The following is an 18415-nucleotide window of genomic DNA, read 5'->3' as shown; positions in this document are numbered from 1 at the left end:
CCCTTCCGCTCAGTTTCATTGTGCCTATACCCTCACGACCGCCATGTGGAAGGCGGGGCGCGTCCTTCCCGCAAAAGCGGCAGAATATGACGCAACGCCACGTCCAACGCCCAGCCACCGGCCGCAAGTCCGCGCAGCACCAGCATCCCGTTCCAGGCGGAGGCCGCGAAACCGGCACATTCCGGTTCGCGAAGTCGCGCGCGTACGGCATCAAGAAGCGTCATGGCGTCTGGCGCGATTAGCACGACCGTCGCCACGGCCACATTACCGCCCGCGACCGCCGCCTGCTTCAGCAGCGCGGTGACATCATCACTCTCCAGCTTGAGCGTATCTTCAAGAATCAACCGCCCATCTCTGCGCACGGAAAGACGGTCACGCACCGACAGTCGCGTGAGATGCTCACCCGAACCCGTACGACCAAAAATGCGGCTTTCCAGAAAGAGGAATGAGGAAGAGGGCGCCATCTCCACCGTCATGTGGCGGTGCAACTGGCTGCCATCGAAAAAGATGGTACCATGCGGCAGCCATTCCAGCCGCGCGTCCGGCGCGATGCGACAGGCAACCTCAACTTCCGAAGACCCGTCATCGGGGCGGGCGCGATAAATCCGCTCTGCTGCCTGTGATGTGACCAGAAGGTCCGTCCCCTCACCACATATGAGACGACCTTCAATGCGATCCCCCGCCGCCATGCCGCCGGAAATGTTGACGGTGGCGGCTTCCATGCCCGCGCCCGTGATGCGCGGAAACAGCAGGCGACAGCAGCCTCTCTGCTCCAGATCGGCCATGCGCGTACGGCTGCCGTCAGCCTTGACCTCCAGCCCGAACCGTCCTCGTGCGCGCTGGAGTGTTGTCGTCACTGGTTCAGATGTCCTGTCTGCGGTGGCCGCACCCAGCCTACAACCGGAAGCGGCTGCCACCGTTGCGTAAAATCACGTAGTGGGCGCGTGATCCCTACGGGCCGCCGGGAAACGTCCGGCAACCAGGCTGAAGAGTTCAAACAGCACCTGCGCGCCCGCCTGCGCTGTGTTCGTTGTGGTGTCGTATTGCGGTGCGACTTCCACCACATCTCCACCCACAATGTTCAGCCCATCCAGACCGCGCAGAAGCTCCAGCGCCTCCCGGGTGGTGAGGCCGCCCACTTCCGGCGTGCCTGTACCGGGCGCGAAAGCGGGGTCCAGACAGTCTACATCGAAGGTGACATAGACCGGCCCTTCGCCCACCACGCGACGCACCGTCTCAATGATCGCCTTTGGCCCGAGATGCGGCACCTCTTCGCCATGGATCACGGTCATGCCGGAATCTTTGGAAAACTCCCATAGATATTCCGAAGACCCGCGTATGCCGATCTGCACACATCGCGCCGGATCCAGCACACCTTCCAGCACGGCATGACGGAACGGGCCGCCATGATGGAATTTCGCGCCTTCGTAATCTCCACTCGTGTCGCAATGGGCATCGAAATGCACCATGCCAACCGGACGCTCTGCGCCCACAGCCCTGAGAATGGAATAGCTGATGGAATGATCGCCACCGACGGACAGCGGAATGACGCCCGCCTGCACAAGCGGCTTATAGAACGCCTGAATATCCTCATGGGACTGTTCCAGACTGAAGCGGCTGCGGAATGGCACATCGCCAATATCCGCCGCCTTGCACAGCGCGGCAGGCTGGCGGTGCAGCACATGCTCGTACGGACCGATCCGCTCGATATCGCGAACAGCGCGTGGTCCGAAGCGTGAACCGGAACGGTTGGTCACGCCCAGATCCATCGGCACACCCACCACGGCCACATCCAACCCGTCGAAGTCCGGCGAGGACGCAGCGTTGGGCATATAAGGCAACCCAAGAAAGGTCTGCACGCCGGAATAGGGCTTGGAGCGCCCGCGGCCAGCAGAGAACTGCCCTTCCGCTACGGCGCGGAACTCGGGATCGAAGATCTGGCTACCGGACGCTCCACCATACTTCCTGCGCAGTTCGGCAAGTTTCGTCTCGTTCATAGCACCGTATCTCCAGATGAGAGGTGAGCGGATGAGCGTCGGGAAACGCCCTCATTCTTATTCATTCCACCACAGCAACACATCGGGAAAAATCCGCACGTATGGAAGTTCAGTTCGATTCCGATCAACGTATCAGGCGGAAACCACAGGTGGGGTCTCTAGATGCACCATGGCGAGATCATCCAGAAAGGCACGCGCGATCTCGCTGACATGTCGCCTCTGACGAGTCACCACCGAAAACGTCACTTCATAATGCAACTGCCGAGGTGCCAGAGGCGCCATCAATCCCTGCCGAACATAGGTCTGCGCGAAATGCTGAGGCAGGAACGCAAGATGATGCCCTGAGAGCACCAGCATCGCCAGTGCCTCCATATTGTCCGCAATCGCCGTGACGTGACGCGGAGGCGCGGAAAACAATGAGTCTGGCAATGGGTAACTGCGCCAGGCCCACTCACACTCCCACGCTTCGTCCATTGTCACGCTGTCTGCCCGCCCAAACAGTGGGTGCTTACTGCCGCAATAGGCCACCTGCCGCTCCAAAAACAGCGGCGTGAAATGCAGATTGGCGCTCCGGTTCCAGAAATAGCCGATGGCGATGTCCAGTTCGCCATTCATCAATTGCTCTTCCATCGCACCGGGTGAGCACACGGTCACGATCATCCGCACAGCCTGATCGCGCTTGCGGAAACGGGCGATGGCATGGCTGATGCGGCTGTTTTCACTGAACGGCGTGTGCCCGATCATGCCGATGCGCAGATTGCCCACCAGCTTGCGGTCCATGTTGCGGGCCTGCATCCCGAACTCTTCCACCGCACCGATCAGATCCCGCGCCAGCGCCTCGAACCGCTCCCCCTTGGCAGTAAGTCGAAAGCCGCTGCGCCCCCGCTCGCACAACCGGAATCCCAGCCGTGTTTCCAGCGTGGCAAGCTGAGTGCTGATTGTGGATTGCCCAACATTGAGTGTGCCTTGCGCCATGGAGATGCCACCAGCGTCCACAATGGCCAGAAAAACGCGGATCAGCCGCAGATCAAGATCGCTCAGAGCGCCCAGCATTGGCCTTCAACATCGATTGAGATCAATGCAAGGATCATAGATTCGACATTCTTTCTGTCAACGCGAAGCCCCTACCGTCGCACGACACAAGGAACACGTTCTCGGATTATGACACATCAGCGCCAGTATGCCCGATTTGTCGTTGCGACATCGCAATATGGTGAGGCATCATGATGCTTTCTCCACGGACATGTCATGACACGGGAGATGACCATGGGCCGCCCGCTCGCTTTTCACATGACACAGCGCAACCTGGGCACCCCCGCACGCCCCGAAACATCGATCCGGGTCGATCCGTTGTCACCCGATGCGGGTGATCCGTTCCTTTTTCATGACGCGCCAACCGCGGAGACCCTTAGTATGACCACCGCCAGCGCAGAGCGTGACCGCAGCGCTTCCCTCGGATTGAGCAGCATAGAAGCCCGCTCCATCGATTATGTCCCCGAAAGCGAGCGGCATGGTCGTGTCGCCGATCAGGGGCCTTTCTGGTTTCTCGGCAACTTTCAGTTCTTCACCATTGCCATCGGTTTTGTCGGTCCCAGCATGGGCCTATCACTGGGCTACACCGCACTGGCGGCGGTCATCGGCATTTTGTTCGGCACGCTGTTCATGGCGTTCCATGCCTCGCAGGGCGCGGAACTCGGCCTGCCCCAGATGATCCAGTCCCGCGCCCAGTTCGGCTATCGTGGTGTGACGCTGGTGCTTTTGGGCACACTCGTCACGTTCCTTGGCTTCAACGTGGTGGATGTCGTGCTCGTTTCAGGCGGGCTGCACGGCATTTTCGGATGGAACGCAACCGTTGTGGGTCTTGTCCTGACCGTGACCGCCACACTTCTCGCCATCTACGGTCATGACTGGCTGCACCGGATCTTCAAGCTCTGCTTCATCGCCTGTCTGCCGCTCTACACCATTCTTACCATCGCCATCCTCACCGGCCACGCAGGCGGCACGACACCCACTCTGGGCGGATTTTCATGGGTGGCGTTCGTCGGCCAGATCGCCGCCAGTGCAAGCTACAACATCACCTACGCGCCCTATGTTTCGGACTATTCGCGTTATCTCCCACGCAACACACGGCCTGCTTCCATCATCATGGCGGTGATGTTCGGCGCTTCCAGTTCCGCCATCTGGCTCATCATTCTTGGCGCTTGGCTGGCCACCCGCATGGGCGCGTCCGACGGTCTGGTGGCTCTGCACGATGCCGGAAACGCCATCCTGCCCGGTTTTGGCGCACTCATGGCGCTCGGCTCCATCAGTGCAATGATCGCAACGATGGGCCTGAACGCCTATAGCTGCATGCTGACCGTGCTGACGGGCGTGGATGCCTTTTTCCCGCTGCGCCCCACACGCAGCGCGCGCATCGTCACCCTTGTGATCCTTGCCGTGGCATGGACGTGGATTTCGCTGCTCTGTCCGGACAATGCCATCGACCTTCTCTTCGCCACACTGACCATCATGCTCTACCTGCTGGTGCCGTGGACAGCCGTGAATCTCGTGGACTATTTCCTGGTCCGTCGCGGGCATTACGCCATCACCAACCTGTTCATTCCCGGCGGCATTTACGGAAACTGGGAATGGCGCGGGATTGCGGCCTATGTGCTCGGCTTTCTCGCCACTGTGCCGTTCTTTGTGCTGCCCGGTCTCTACACAGGTCCAATCGCCAAAGCCCTTGGGGACGTGGATATCGGCTGGCTGGTCGGACTGGTCGTGGCGGGCACCGCCTATGCGCTGATGAGCCGCTCCATTGACTTGCAAGCCGAGAAAACTGCCATCGTCCAAAGTGAGGCCGATCTACGCACTCTGCCATTACACGAGGCTCTTCCCGAAGAGATGGCTCTACCTGTCGGGTAAACCGGACACGAGATCTGTGGCGCTTTACCTTATGAAGAGCGTCACAGATGCTTTGCTTCTTTTTGTCTAAGACAATCAGCGTGGCTCGGTGAGGCTTGTGCCAACCAGTCGGTCGCTCCCACCATCTCTTTCCGACTAACCGTCAATGCGTGGCACGTTACTCACCTGCGGGTTGGAAGCGCGTCTTGCACTTCCGCCCGTGGCCTCATGTTTTTCATCGGCACATGGTCATGAAGGAAGACGTATTATCTTCCCTCTGCTCACAAATTTTCAGAAAAATCTGAAATCCAGTGATGCGACATTTTCACCTAAATGATCCCCCCATCCCTCACCACACAGGGAGCTTACTCTCTCCCAACCTGTGACAGGTTGCTGTCGAGCATGATGGAAGCATCCGCAGCCTCCTCATCGGTCCCGTCCATATTCTCCGGATCGGGTTCCTTTTCCTCCGCCTGAAAACGCAGCTTTTGCAGGTTTGCGCGGACAACCGGATAATCCTCGATCAATCGGGCAAAGCGCGCCGCCGAGATCACCAGCATATGGCTGAAACGCAGAGCGCGCACGCTCCCCGGCATGGGACGATTTTCCATCGCCTCGGTCGCACCGATCAGATCGCCCGCCCCATATCGGATGTCCTGTTCGGGCAGATGCATCTCCGCCAGACCGGCGCTCACAAAAAAGACCGAATGAACTTTGTGCCCGCGTTTGAGAATGACCTGCCCCGGCGAAGGAAAACGCAACGAGGTGGTCATCGCAAGATCGTGCAGGGCCGCAGTCGGCAGCCCCTCGAAAACCGCAGCATGGCGAAGACGTGCCTCGACATTGTTGCGCAGATTGAACGTCATCGGGCGATCCAGCCGCTGACGACGACGCTCCACATCACGATGCAGTTCTCGGAACAACTCATCACTGATGAGAGATTCCGAGTGCAACGTGTCGAACTCCTGATTCTCCAGCCGCAGCACAATCTGGCGAAAAATCCGGTTCTCAAGCGCTTCGGCATAACCCGGATAATGCAGACGCAAGGTGGACAGTGCCTCGTTGAGCATCTTGCGCTGCCGAGCTAGAATCTCAACCACGATCTCGCTCACACGGGAACCGAGCATCGGCTCCATCCGTTCCTGCAGAAAACGGTTGAGCGAGATGGACACGAGATGCGCCACCATCAGCATTTCGAACCGTTCCGCCATGCAACTCATCAGCGGACGGTCGTAATGGAAGCGATTGTGGATTTCCTGCGCGATACGGAACTTCAGCGACGGCTGAAGGCGGCGACGCAAAGCCTTCGTGTAACCGAACCGCCCTTCCAGCCGCGCGCCATCTACCATCGCATCCGCCGTGCGCAGAAGGTTTTCCATCACCGCTCGCGACAGTCCCTGAATCCGGAACAGATCCAGCAGGATCGAGCGCTCCTGATTGGCAATCGTGATGAGCGCGAGCGTGATGCGCTGGCGGTCCCCCAGATCGGTGTCGAAGGTGTTGACCGACTGCTCCTCGTGACTGCGCACTTCCAGCGCATCCACCACCGAGCGCGTCGCATCCGCAGAAAAGCCGAGTTCCTCACCCGCTTCCTTCGCCTTTCCCGCCACCTTCTCAAGCGCGATGCTGAGAATCTGATGACGCTGGGCCTGATCCATGGGCGAAAGCTGGTCGAGCCGGAAGAACAGAACCACCGAGCGCAGCGTCGTGCCGTTGACCAGCAGCGTGATGAGCACGAATCCCGTCGCGATGATGCCGATGAAGTGCGCGACCGGGGTGGAAACGTGCTGGTTCTCGGTCACGGCCAGAGCCAGAGCGAGCGTGATCGCGCCGCGCAAACCACCCCACACCATTGTCACCTTGAAGGGCGTGGGCACCGGCGGGGCAAGCCGCGTCATGGCGAGGATAGGAAGCAGGCCGAACACGACCATGCCACGCGCCACAAGCCCGGCCACGCTGGCGATCAAGATCAGCACGATGTCCCAGCGCGTCATGCCCACCAGCAGACGCGGAATCAGCATCGACGCCAACACGAACACCAGCGACCCGGCCCAGAACACCAGTTGCTGCCACAGTTCATTGAGGAACCGCCATGTTTGCGGCCGAAACGTGGAGGGGCCGTAAAGAGACAGCGTCAGACCGGCCGCTGCTGTCGCCACGACGCCGGAAATGCCGATCACCTCGTCACAGAGAATGTACACAATGTAGGGCAGCGCCACTGTCAGCGTGGTTTCGGCGGCGGGAGCATTTCCCAGCACAGCGATCATGTAGAGCATCAGCCGCGCGCCTGCGATGCCCACCAGAATCGCACCCACGAAGGAAATGACGAAAGACAACGCCACGCTGCCGACATGGATGGTCTGGTGCGATGTCACCGCATCCAGCAGCACCGCGAAAATGGAAATGGCAGCGGCATCGTTCAGAAGGGCTTCGCCTTCCACCAGACGGGTCAGGCGAGCCGACGCCCCGATATCGCGGAAGATGCCCGCCACCGCGGACGGATCGGTCGTCGCCACGATGGAGCCGAGAAGCAGACATACGATCAGCGGCATCTGGGCAAAGGGCAGCAGCGCCAGCCCGATAGTGGCGGTCGAGACAATGACCGCCACGACTGCGAGCAGAAGCACGGTTGCCGCCTCATCCGCCAGACGGCGCACGTCAATGACCAGCGCCCCCTGAAAGACAAGGACAGGCAGGAACACCAGAAGGAAGACTTCGCTGCTGACAGGAAAATCGAGCAGCGTCTCCGCTACACCGTTGATTGCGCTGCCTGCCACCCCGGCCAGCCGATCCGTGTAGGTGCTGCGGATGACAAGATCCGCGCCGCCGCCGATCACGATGCCGACAAGCGCCAGAAGAACCGTTTCCGAGACCTCCAGCCGGCGGGCCACCGGCTGGACAGCACTGACGATCACCAGCAGCAGCGCTGTCGCAAGCAGTACTGCCGCCAGACCCGTCACTTCCATTCGGTCGCCCCTTTCCGTCTCCCACCGCGATTCGCCATTACGAAACCGCAACGCCCGCCTTTGAGCATATCATTCTGAAGATATGGATTCATTCAGGCAGTCTTGTGGCATTTCCCCCTTTGAGAAACCAGCCCGGAAAGCCGGAAAACCCCGCTTTCATGCCATTCTCAAAAGTCAGAAATGGGTGACCGCTCTCCTCACCGCTCCAATGCCCGAACGTCACCCCCATGCGACAAAACAGACAGCACCGACGTCCCGCAAAAACAGCATTCGCTGCATATCCGATGGCTTACCGGACGGAAGGAAGAGCGGGATAAGCCTGAGAAGGATAATACAGCGCCCCGTGATAGGAATTGCTTCCAGCGACCGGTTTCGGAGCGACTGTGGGTGACTGCGCAGGCAGACTGCCGATCGAAGCCGGTTGCCCCTGATTTTCCAGTTGCACGGGATGAGCTGGAGGAATGGGCTGCCCCGGATAATACACCGGCCCCTTATAGGCAGTGCCGATCTGGGCGGTATTCAGACGATCGACTTCCGCTTCCTCTGCGTCCTGAGCGGCAACAGTGTGCACCGAAAACGGCGGAGCCGCCTGTGCAGAGGTCGTCTGGACAAAAAAGCCTCCCAAGACCGCCACAGTTGGCATCAAGCTCTTGATCCACCCGCGCATTCCACTTTCTCCCACACCGTCCACTCCTTCATTCAAAAAATGGCTGAGCGGAAGCGTTAAGCCCCTCAGTGCGTCGAACTACCTGTGGCATTCGAAATACCCTGCTGCGTCGCCGTTGCGCCACGCGACACGTTATGACCGACGGAACTCACATCCCGTCCGGCTCCGGCGACAGTGTTGCAGCCCGCCAACCCCAGCATCATGGCGGATGCCAGCATCGCTCCTGCAACCCGCTTGATGCCACGCATACCTGAACCGTTCCCCATGTCACTCTTACCTTTTACAAACTCGATACGCAGTCCAAACGCATGTATCTGTTCAGAGTTTCACGCCTCACACCCTTCTGGCCGCGCGTTCAGGAAGCAATTGCGCCGAGCATGCTGGCAGTCCTGCCGCGGGTGTTATAAGAACCGCCTCCACTGATGACATGTTTCGGAGCGGCTCTCCCAACGCCGCCCTCTCACACGGGAATCTGGAATGCCGCCCGCCGGTGACGACCGCACAGCCCAAGACCGCACCCATTCGCCTTCCCTGACGCCTGCGGCCGAAGCTGCACTGCAACAGAGACGAGCGGATGAGGCCGCCGCTCTGCGGGCCAACCTGAAACGCCGCAAGGAACAGGCCCGCGCGCGTCAAGCCGACACAGCACCTTCCCCTACGCCAGCCTCTCACGCCCCGGAGACACCCTGATGCCCATCATGCCTGACACATGGATCCGTGAGAGAGCACTCAAAGACAACATGATCGAACCGTTTGTGGAGTGCCAGAAACGCGACGGCGTAATCTCCTATGGCCTGTCTTCTTATGGCTACGACGCCCGCGTGGCGGATGATTTCCGCATCTTCACCGACGTCAACGGCGCGATCGTGGACCCCAAATGCTTCAGTCCCGACAGCTTCGTGTCGCGCAAGGGCGATGTCTGCGTCATCCCACCCAACAGCTTCGTACTGGCACACACCATCGAATATTTCCGCATTCCGCGCGATACGCTGGTCGTCTGCCTTGGCAAGTCCACCTATGCCCGCTGCGGCATCATCGTGAACGTGACGCCGCTGGAGCCGGAATGGGAAGGACAGGTGACGATCGAAATCAGCAACACCACTCCTTTGCCCGCGCGCATTTACGCAAATGAAGGTATCTGTCAGTTCCTCTTCTTTCAGGGCGCATCGCCCTGCGAAACCAGCTACGCCGACCGCGCGGGCAAATATATGCGCCAGCACGGCGTGACGACACCGAGGCTCTGACGCATGGACCGTTTCATCATTCGGGGTGGAAAGCCCCTTCACGGCGAGATCACCATTGGCGGCGCGAAGAACGCGGGCCTAAAGCTCATGGTGGCGGGCCTGCTCACCAATGACCGCCTGATCCTGACCAACGTCCCACGCATTGCCGACATTGTCACCATGCGGGCCCTGCTCCTCAAGCTCGGCATAAACGTGGAAGACCTCAACGGCGACGGCAGCGCCTATGCCATTGGCGGCTCTATCACCAGTACGGAGGCGCCCTACGACATCGTCTCCAAGATGCGTGCGTCCATCCTCGTCCTCGGCCCCTTGCTCGCCCGATGCGGAGAAGCTCGCGTCTCGCTGCCCGGAGGCTGCGCCATCGGCACGCGCCCGGTGGACATGCACCTCAAGGGGCTGGAGGCTCTGGGAGCGAAAATCCGGCTGGAAGGTGGCTACATCAACGCCACAGCCCCCAAGGGGCTGACAGGCGATCGCATTGTCCTGCCATTCGCGTCCGTGGGCGCCACTGAAAATCTGCTCATGGCCGCGACACTGGCCAAGGGGCGCACCGAGATCGTCAACGCGGCCCGCGAACCGGAAATCGGTGATCTGGTGGCGTGTCTCAACAGCATGGGCGCACGCATTACAGGCTCGGGCACCGGTACCCTCGTCATCGATGGCGTGGAAGCGCTGCACGGTGCGGAACACCGGATCATGCCGGACCGCATCGAATGCGGCACCTATGCCTGCGCCGCCGGCATCACGGGGGGCGACCTGAAACTCCTCGGCGGCCGCGTGGACGATCTGGGCGCCGTGGTGCGCGCGCTGGAGGAAACCGGCGTGGAAGTCACGCAGGAATCCTACGGCATGCGTGTGCGCCGTACGGGTGCGCTGCGCGGTATCGACATCATGACCGAGCCGTATCCGGGTTTCCCAACCGACATGCAGGCACAGTTCATGGCGCTTCTTGCCGTGGCCGAAGGCGCGTCGATGATCACCGAGACCATCTTCGAGAACCGCTTCATGCACGTGCCGGAACTCAACCGCATGGGCGCACGCATCAATGTTCATGGCTCGTCGGCCATCATTCGTGGTGTGCACACTCTGTCCGGTGCCCCCGTCATGGCGACCGATCTGCGCGCCTCCTTCTCGCTCATTCTCGCAGGCCTTGCCGCCCGGGGCGAGACGATCCTCAGCCGCGTCTATCACCTCGACCGTGGTTATGAAGCCGTCGAAAAGAAGCTTGCGGCCTGTGGCGCGAACATCGAACGTGTGAAGGACTGAGCTTCACACGAGATTACGGCAGGAGGACTTCCATGACGATCAGCACGCGCTCTCTCGTGGACCCGGACCTTCTGCCGCTTCTGGACCGGCTCGACCCGCCGGAAATCCTGAACGATGACACGCTTGAGGCCGCGCGTGCCCGCCGTGTTCCGCCGCCCATGCAACGGGACACTCTTTCCGTCACAACCGAAGTGCGGCAGGCTCCGGGACTGGCCGATGACCCGGCTGTGCGCGTGCTGGTGTCTCGCCCAACCGCCCCCCCCGCGCTTTCTCCACGACCGGCCATCCTTCACATTCATGGTGGCGGTTTTGTCATGGGCACGCCGGAGGCCATGCTGCCTTTGCTGCGTCGCTGGGCACACGAACTCGATTGCGTGGTGATCTCGGTCGATTACCGGCTTGCCCCTGAAGCCGCTTTTCCCGCGCCGCTGGATGACTGCTATGCTGCCCTGAAATGGGCTGCAGACAACGCCGAGACGCTTGGCATCGATCCCGCCCGCATTGGCGTGGCCGGGGAAAGTGCTGGCGGTGGATTGGCTGCGGGGATGACCCTTCTGGTCCGTCAGCGCGGCGGCCCAACACTGGCCTTCCAGAACCTGCAATACCCCATGTTGGATGACCGCACGGTCACAGCCACCTCCCCAAATCCCGTGACCGGCGAGTTTCTCTGGACACGGGAGAAAAACCATTTCGGGTGGCGCTGTTATCTTGGGCAGGAACCGGGAGGTACGGCTCTCTCGCCTTTCGCCGCTCCTTCACGCGCCAGCAGTCTGGCCGATCTGCCGCCTGCCTATATCGGTGTGGGCACGCTCGATCTGTTCCTCGATGAAGACCTCGATTACGCGCTGCGGCTGATCCGGGCGCGCGTTTCGGTGGAACTGGATGTCTTTCCCGGCGCGTTTCACGCCTTCGAGCTTCAAACCGGAGCGGCCATCACCAAGCGCTCGATGAGCCGCCGCATCGAGGCGATGCGGCAGGCCATGTATCCCTGACGAACGCCGGTGCTGCTCAGTGACCTTTGGTCGAACTTTTATGAGCTGACTTCTGTTCCTGGAACTGCTCGATCTCTCCGCGGAGATTGCCGATCGGCGCGGCCCCGATCGTGTCCTGATAGGTCGAGCCGTCCCAGACCCACTTGTCCGTGCCATCGATCATCAGGTCATGCATGCCCCGATGACTGGTGGGTAGCACGGAAATCTCGCCACTCACGGAATCAAGTATCTTCACCCACTCCCCCTTCTGGCGAAGATAGACATCCGCCGAACAACCGGCCGAGCCGCACAGTGCTGCCGACTGCAATTCCACAAACAGGGCAGCGGATTCCCCCTTGCGCGTGGAAAGAGAGGCCGAGCCGATCAGGACCAGCGGCTCTTCCTTGTGACGACGTGACGTCGCGATATCCTCGGCATTGAGCAGACGCGCCTGCTTGTCGAGTTCCGTGCCCGGTTGGGAGGTCAGGATCACCGGATTACCGGACGCCGAAGCCGCCGTCGTCGCATGCCGATGCGTGGCGCGATGATGCGTGGTCGCTGTCGCGGCCTGCGCGGGCGGCAGCGTGAATGTCACCAGTCCGAGCATTCCCATGATGGCACAGGCGGCACGCGATACCGGAGTGGACGGCAGGACGGCAGAACGGGAAATGAACGGGGACAGAGACAAAACCGGAAAACTCCTGTGCATTCATTGGCCAATGCGCGAAAAGAACGCGCCATCCAGCGAAAGGACCACCATGACATCCGATGCTCCCCCTGCCCTGCCACCGGGTCTGTACCGGCATTACAAGGGCGGGCTGTATACGGTCCTGCATCTGGCCCGTCACAGCGAGACGGAAGAATGGCTGGTCGTTTATCGCAGCGAAACCCATCAGACGCTATGGGTGCGCCCACTTTCCATGTGGCTGGAAAGCGTCGGAGACCAACAGCGATTTGCCCCTGTGGCCGAATAGCCGCAGTTTCCGGCCAGACAAAAAGGCCCCGGAACGACTGCTCCGGAGCCTTTTCACACAGATTGAAATCCGAACTTACTGGATCGTCTTCGCGCGTGTCAGCACGGCGCCACAGACACGGCCCTGCGCGTCGGGCTCAAGTGACGTGATGGTGGAGCGCTGGCCATTGATTTCGAACTGCCCCGATGAGCCGACAGCGTAGTCCATGTTGCCACGCTGGTCGGTGGGCACGGCATTGGTCTTCTCGTTGACCGTCGTCTGCAATGCATCGCCATCTTCATGCGAAATATGGTCCGTCATGATGCAGTAATTCAGCAGACCAGCCAGATTGGCGGGCGAGACAGCCGCCACATCACTTGCCGAAGCCACGGCCGACGGCGGGTTGCCAGCCGTCGGAGCCGGCGGCTCGGCAGCATTGGCCGCCGTGAACGAGAAAGACGACGCACCAGCAATCGCTGTGGCAACGGCAAGGGCGCGAAGGGAAAAACGGATCATCGAAAGCTCCTGATTGCTTTGCCCGCATGTTGCTCCAAGCAATCCCGCCACGCAACGCACTGCAGGGCATGGAGCCATTCCACAGGGGATGAACAGGAGGTCACAATTTAGAGAGGACTTCGTAATAAGGCGCTGGAGCGGGTGAAGGGAATCGAACCCTTGTATGCAGCTTGGGAAGCTGCCGTTCTACCATTGAACTACACCCGCATGGCTTCGCTTATAAGCCTCCCGGCTCAAGCTGACAATCGGCCCCCTCTCTCCTTCTGTGCGTCCTCAACTTCAAAGTTTCGCGGGAACACGAGGCGAGCGGAGGGTTTTCTCGCTCCATCCGCCTCCGAGTGCCCGATAGAAAGTGACAAGATTTTCATAGCGCGCCACCAGCACCGCGACACGGGATTGCTCCGCCTGAAGCAGCGTCCTCTGCGCAACGAGCTGATTGAGATAGGAATCCGTTCCCGCCTCATAGCGCATCCGCGAAAGTCGGTAGGACTCCGAGGAAGCATGAACCAGATCGTCCATGCGATGCGCTTCTTCCATATAGGTCGGGCGCGCCACCAAGGTATCGGACACTTCCTTGAACGCTGTCTGAATGGCCTTTTCGTAAGCCGCCACCCTCACGTCACGCTCGGCTTTCGCGACTTCAAGATTCCCGCGGTTTTGTCCCCAAGTGAAAATCGGGATCGTGATGTTGGGCTGAAGCCCCCATGTGGTCGCAGGCGCGGTAAACAGCCGATGCCACATCAGACTGCTCAGGCCATCGGTTGCCGTAAGCGTGAATTTCGGAAAGAATGCCGCCCGCGCCGCACCGATATTGGCATTGGCGGATAACAGGTCGTGTTCTGCCGCGATGATATCGGGCCTGCGATACAACAGATCGGAGGGAAGACCTTCCGGCACATCGGCCATCAGCGTCTGTTCACCCAACGGACGCGGTGGCGGGAGAGTGTCGGGAATGGGCGCGCCGATCAACAGCGTGATCGCGTTTTCGTCCTGCGCCACCAAACGCATCTGCTGCGCCCGGAGTTGAGCAGCCTGATCCACCTGAGTCTGCGCCTGCTGCACGGTCAGGAGATTTTCTTCTCCATGGTCGTAACGCAGACGAATCAAGCGCAGATTTTCTTCAAGATTGGCTACAGCCTCATTGGCGATCTGCAACACTTCCCGATCACCCAGCCACGCCAGATAGGCATTCGCCACCTGTGAGACGATGCTGATCCGCAACGCGCGCTCGGTTGCCACCTGCTTGAGAGCAGCTTCCGCAGACGCATGCGAGAGACTGCGGATGCGACCGAACACATCGATCTCATAGGACGAAAAACCGATACCGGCCGTGTAATAACGGAAAGTCGAGATGTTTTCACCGACACCCGGCGCAAAGCTGAAACCGGCAGTCTGCGATGGCTGCATGTACATCGCCGCTCCCGTCGCCCCAATCGCGGGGAACAGAGAGGCATGTTGCACATCGTACTGGCCAGCCGCCTGCGCGATACTGGCGACGGCCGAGCGCAGATCACGGTTCTCCCGCATCGCGATCCCAATCAACGCCTTCAGGCGCGGATCCGTGAAAAAATCCTGCCAGCCGATATCGGAAGCGGGCGTCTGCAGCGCAGCGTCTGTCTTGGCGCTCGCATCCTTGGTGCCCATGTCGGGCGCCTTGGGAAAGGTCTTTGCCAGCGGTGGTGCCGGACGATGATAGGTGGGCTCCATCGTGCAACCCGCCAGCAGGACGCCCGCGAGCGCCACCATCGCCCCGCATCCCGGACGACGGTGCTTCTTCATGACCACGTTCATCAACTCGCCTCCGGGGCCGCAACGGGCGGATGTCCGCCACCATCTCCACGCTCCGACATCCGCGTCACACGGAACAGGCGCAGCACCAGCACGAAGAACAGCGGCACGAAATAGACGGCCAGAAAAGTGGCCGTGAGCATGCCGCCCACAACGGCCGTGCCGATGGCTTCACGCGCCGCCGATCCGGCGCCGCTGGCAATGGCGAGCGGAAAGACACCCAGCACGAAGGCGATGGACGTCATGAGGATCGGTCGCAGACGCTCACGACCGGCATTGAGCACTGCCTCTTCCAGCGATTGTCCACCCTCGAAATTGGCCTTGGCGAACTCCACGATCAGGATCGCGTTTTTCACCGCCAGTCCCACGGTGGTGAGCAGCCCGACCTGGAAATACACGTCGTTGTCCATGTCGCGCCACAGGGTTGCGGCAATAGCACCGAGGACGCCCAACGGAATGACGAGAATCACCGCAATGGGAATGGCCCAGCTTTCATAAAGAGCGGCGAGACAGAGCAGAATGACCGTTGCTGCCAGCGCATAGAGCGGACCGGTTGAAGAACCGGATGCCATCTGTTCGAAGGACAGACCCGTCCATTCATACCCGATCCCCTCCGGCAGTTTTGCCAGAATGCTCTCGATCGCTGTGATGGAATCGCCCGAACTGTAACCGCTGGACGGCTGTCCAAGGATCTCGAAGGCGTTGAGGCCGTTATAATCCTCCACCTTCTGCGGACCCGTGATCCAGTGACCGCTCGCAATGGCGTTGAAGGGCACCATCGTGCCGCTGGTATTGCGCAGATACCATGCGTTGAGATCGATCGGCAGCATACGCGCCGATGGCTCACCCTGAATGTAGACCTGCTTTACACGGTCGTCGCGCATGAACTGGTTCACATAAATCGAGCCAAGCGCCCCTTCGACGAGTGTGTTGATGTCCGCCACCGACACGCCCAGCGCATTGGCCTTTTCGCGGTCGATATCGAGGTGATATTGCGGCGCGTCTTCCATGCCATTCGGACGCACCGCCATCAGGCGCTTGTCCTTGGCGGCCAGACCGAGAACCATGTTGCGCGCGGCAAGTAGCTTCTCATGACCGACATGCCCGCGATCTTCCAGTTCGAGATCGAAACCCGTGGCATTGCCCAGTTCGAGCACGGCGGGCGGATTGATGGCGAAAATCTGCGCCTCCGGGTCTCCCCAGAAATGCATCATGACGCGGTTGGCAATGGCAGTTGACGCCTGACTCGCCTTCGGACGCACCTCCCAATCCTTGAGCTTGACGAAGAACGCGCCCGCGCTCTGTCCCTGCCCGGCGAAGTTGAACCCGTTCATCACATAGACGGACTCGACGTTGTCGCCTTCGGTCTTGAGAATGTAGTCGGAGACCTTCTTCGTGACCTTCGCCGTCTGCTCCTGCGTCGATCCGGGCGGCAACGTCACCTGACCGAAGATCAGCCCCTGATCCTCATCGGGCAGAAATCCACCCGGCAGTCGCATGAACAGGAACACCACGCATCCTGTCAGCGCGGCGAACGCCACCAATGACACGAGCCTGTGGCCAATGACGAACTGCACGCCATGCAGATAGCCTTTCGTCAGGCGTGTGAACTGCCGGTTGAACCATCCGGGCAGCCCCTTGGTCTTTTCGTGCTGTCCCGGCTTGAGCATCGTCGCGCACAACGCTGGTGTCATCACCATGGCCACCAGCACCGATAGCCACATGGCTGCGACAATGGTGATGGAGAACTGGCGATAAATCACGCCTGTGGAGCCTGAGAACGCTGCCATAGGCAGGAACACGGCGGTCAGCACCAGCACGATCCCCACCAGTGCGCCCGATATCTCGTCCATCGAGACGCGCGCCGCTTCATGCGGAGACAATCCCTTTTCCGTCATCACACGTTCGACGTTTTCCACCACCACGATGGCGTCATCGACCAGAAGGCCCACGGCCAGCACCATGGCCAGCATGGTCAAAGTGTTGATGGAGAACCCGAGTGCGGAAAGGATGCCGAACGTGCCCAACAGAACCACCGGCACGGCGATGGTCGGAATGAGTGTTGCACGAAAATTCTGCAGGAAGATCAGCATCACGAGAAAGACGAGACCGATCGCCTCTGCCAGCGTGATGACCACTTCCTCAATTGACAGCACGATGAACGGCTTGGTGTCGAGCGGATAGACCGTCTTGAGCCCTGGTGGGTAGAACTTCTCAAGCTGCGCGATTTCCGCGCGCACCGCCGCTTCCGTGGTCAACTGGTTGGCGCCCGGCGTCAGTTTGAGCGCCATACCCGCGGCTGGCTGACCATTATAAAGTGAGCTGAAGTTGTAGCTCTGCGCCCCGAACTCGATCTTGCCGACATCACGCACACGCACCTGCGCACCATCGGGCATGACTTTCAGTAGGATATTGCCGAATTCCTCGGGCGAAGTCAGACGTGTGGGACCGATAATGGTCGCATCCAGACGCGCTCCAGCCTTGGCTGGTAGACCACCGAGTTCACCCGATGACACCTGAAGATTCTGCGCCTCGATGGCGGTCTGCACATCCCCTACCGCCAGGCCGTAGCTGTACAGTTTCTGCGGGCTGAGCCAGATACGCATGGCGTATTCGGAGCCAAACAGCGTGTGGTCGCCCACACCCGACACACGCGAGAGCGGATCGGACACGTTGGACGCCACGTAATCCGCAATGTCCTGCGCCGTCATGGACCCATCGGTTGAGATGAAGGCCACGACCATCATGAAGTTTTTCACGGCCTTGGCCACCGTGATGCCCTGCGCCGTCACTTCAGTGGGCAGACGTGGCTCGGCAAGCTGGAGCTTGTTCTGCACCTGTACCTGCGCGATGTCGGGATCGGTGCCCTGCGCAAAAGTGAGATCGATCTCCATCTGCCCGGACGCATAAGACTGCGCCGAGATGTATTCGAGGTGATCGAGCCCGAACATCTGCTGGAGGATCGGACGGACCACCGTGTTGTTGACCGTCTCGGCCGACGCTCCCGGATAGGTCACCGAAATGGCAACCTGCGGCGGTGCAATGGACGGATACTGGGCAATGGGCATCCGGAAGATGGCCACACCGCCGACGAGCATGATGATCAGGCCGATCACCCATGCGAAAACCGGCCTGTCGATGAAAAAGCGCGAGAGAGACATGGG

The 18415-nt window shown here is 60.3% G+C and carries 16 protein-coding genes and 1 tRNA gene; 6 read left to right on the top strand and 11 right to left on the bottom strand.

The window, feature by feature from the left end; translation table 11 throughout:
- Positions 1-32: 32 nt before the first annotated feature.
- The 3 genes from KUA11_RS01680 to KUA11_RS01670 form a co-directional block, all read right to left on the bottom strand.
- Positions 33-857, bottom strand: coding sequence for an urease accessory protein UreD (locus KUA11_RS01680; RefSeq protein ID WP_368040901.1), 825 nt, complete (start codon positions 855-857; stop codon positions 33-35).
- Between the two features lie 72 nt (positions 858-929).
- Complete coding sequence (gene speB / locus KUA11_RS01675; protein ID WP_217408831.1) at positions 930-1997, bottom strand: agmatinase; 1068 nt, start codon at positions 1995-1997, stop codon at positions 930-932.
- Between the two features lie 132 nt (positions 1998-2129).
- Positions 2130-3050, bottom strand: coding sequence for a LysR family transcriptional regulator (locus KUA11_RS01670; protein WP_217408832.1), 921 nt, complete (start codon positions 3048-3050; stop codon positions 2130-2132).
- A 195-nt stretch (positions 3051-3245) separates the two neighbouring features.
- Here KUA11_RS01670 and KUA11_RS01665 point away from each other — a divergent pair, with 195 nt between their 5' ends.
- The gene (locus tag KUA11_RS01665; RefSeq protein WP_254454594.1) at positions 3246-4901 is read left to right on the top strand and encodes a purine-cytosine permease family protein; all 1656 of its coding nucleotides are present in this window, start codon (positions 3246-3248) and stop codon (positions 4899-4901) included.
- Between the two features lie 344 nt (positions 4902-5245).
- Here the strand turns inward: KUA11_RS01665 and KUA11_RS01660 are convergent, their stop codons facing one another.
- The 3 genes from KUA11_RS01660 to KUA11_RS01650 form a co-directional block, all read right to left on the bottom strand.
- Positions 5246-7846 (bottom strand): cation:proton antiporter, encoded by a 2601-nt coding sequence (locus tag KUA11_RS01660; protein WP_217408833.1) that lies wholly within the window; start codon positions 7844-7846, stop codon positions 5246-5248.
- A gap of 289 nt (positions 7847-8135) precedes the next feature.
- Complete coding sequence (locus KUA11_RS01655) at positions 8136-8528, bottom strand: hypothetical protein (RefSeq protein ID WP_217408834.1); 393 nt, start codon at positions 8526-8528, stop codon at positions 8136-8138.
- Between the two features lie 50 nt (positions 8529-8578).
- Positions 8579-8779 (bottom strand): entericidin A/B family lipoprotein, encoded by a 201-nt coding sequence (locus KUA11_RS01650; protein ID WP_254454595.1) that lies wholly within the window; start codon positions 8777-8779, stop codon positions 8579-8581.
- A gap of 211 nt (positions 8780-8990) precedes the next feature.
- On the opposite strand from KUA11_RS01650, the gene KUA11_RS01645 reads away from it, so the two are divergent.
- Genes KUA11_RS01645 through KUA11_RS01630 form a run of 4 tightly spaced genes read left to right on the top strand, consistent with a single transcriptional unit; the run spans position 8991 to position 12015 of the window.
- Positions 8991-9203, top strand: a complete 213-nt coding sequence (locus tag KUA11_RS01645) for a hypothetical protein (protein WP_166313391.1) — start codon at positions 8991-8993, stop codon at positions 9201-9203.
- Positions 9203-9757: a dCTP deaminase gene (gene dcd, locus KUA11_RS01640; protein WP_217408835.1), complete on the top strand. Its 555-nt coding sequence runs from the start codon at positions 9203-9205 to the stop codon at positions 9755-9757. Before KUA11_RS01645 ends, dcd begins: the two co-directional genes overlap by 1 nt.
- Positions 9758-9760: 3 nt before the next feature.
- Positions 9761-11023 carry a UDP-N-acetylglucosamine 1-carboxyvinyltransferase gene (gene murA / locus KUA11_RS01635; RefSeq protein WP_217408836.1) on the top strand — a complete coding sequence of 421 codons (1263 nt, stop codon included), beginning with the start codon at positions 9761-9763 and terminating at the stop codon, positions 11021-11023.
- Between the two features lie 32 nt (positions 11024-11055).
- Positions 11056-12015, top strand: coding sequence for an alpha/beta hydrolase (locus tag KUA11_RS01630; protein ID WP_254454596.1), 960 nt, complete (start codon positions 11056-11058; stop codon positions 12013-12015).
- Positions 12016-12031: 16 nt separating this feature from the next.
- Here the strand turns inward: KUA11_RS01630 and KUA11_RS01625 are convergent, their stop codons facing one another.
- Positions 12032-12607 carry a hypothetical protein gene (locus KUA11_RS01625; RefSeq protein ID WP_408744132.1) on the bottom strand — a complete coding sequence of 192 codons (576 nt, stop codon included), beginning with the start codon at positions 12605-12607 and terminating at the stop codon, positions 12032-12034.
- 145 nt (positions 12608-12752) lie between these two features.
- Here KUA11_RS01625 and KUA11_RS01620 point away from each other — a divergent pair, with 145 nt between their 5' ends.
- Positions 12753-12968 carry a DUF1653 domain-containing protein gene (locus KUA11_RS01620; RefSeq protein WP_254454598.1) on the top strand — a complete coding sequence of 72 codons (216 nt, stop codon included), beginning with the start codon at positions 12753-12755 and terminating at the stop codon, positions 12966-12968.
- Positions 12969-13043: 75 nt separating this feature from the next.
- Here the strand turns inward: KUA11_RS01620 and KUA11_RS01615 are convergent, their stop codons facing one another.
- The 4 genes from KUA11_RS01615 to KUA11_RS01600 form a co-directional block, all read right to left on the bottom strand.
- Positions 13044-13463 carry an alcohol dehydrogenase gene (locus tag KUA11_RS01615; protein WP_217408839.1) on the bottom strand — a complete coding sequence of 140 codons (420 nt, stop codon included), beginning with the start codon at positions 13461-13463 and terminating at the stop codon, positions 13044-13046.
- A gap of 133 nt (positions 13464-13596) precedes the next feature.
- Positions 13597-13670: transfer RNA gene (locus KUA11_RS01610), tRNA-Gly, on the bottom strand.
- 72 nt (positions 13671-13742) lie between these two features.
- Positions 13743-15254: an efflux transporter outer membrane subunit gene (locus tag KUA11_RS01605; RefSeq protein WP_254454599.1), complete on the bottom strand. Its 1512-nt coding sequence runs from the start codon at positions 15252-15254 to the stop codon at positions 13743-13745.
- A complete protein-coding gene (locus tag KUA11_RS01600; RefSeq protein ID WP_217408840.1) occupies positions 15254-18412 on the bottom strand; it encodes an efflux RND transporter permease subunit in 3159 nt (1052 codons plus the stop codon). The genes KUA11_RS01605 and KUA11_RS01600 overlap by 1 nt, the downstream gene beginning before the upstream one ends.
- Positions 18413-18415 lie beyond the last annotated feature (3 nt).

Origin of the sequence: Acetobacter estunensis, from assembly GCF_019083805.1 — a bacterium.
Classification (GTDB): Bacteria; Pseudomonadota; Alphaproteobacteria; order Acetobacterales; family Acetobacteraceae; genus Acetobacter; species Acetobacter estunensis_A.
This window is presented reverse-complemented; position numbering and strand designations above follow the sequence as displayed.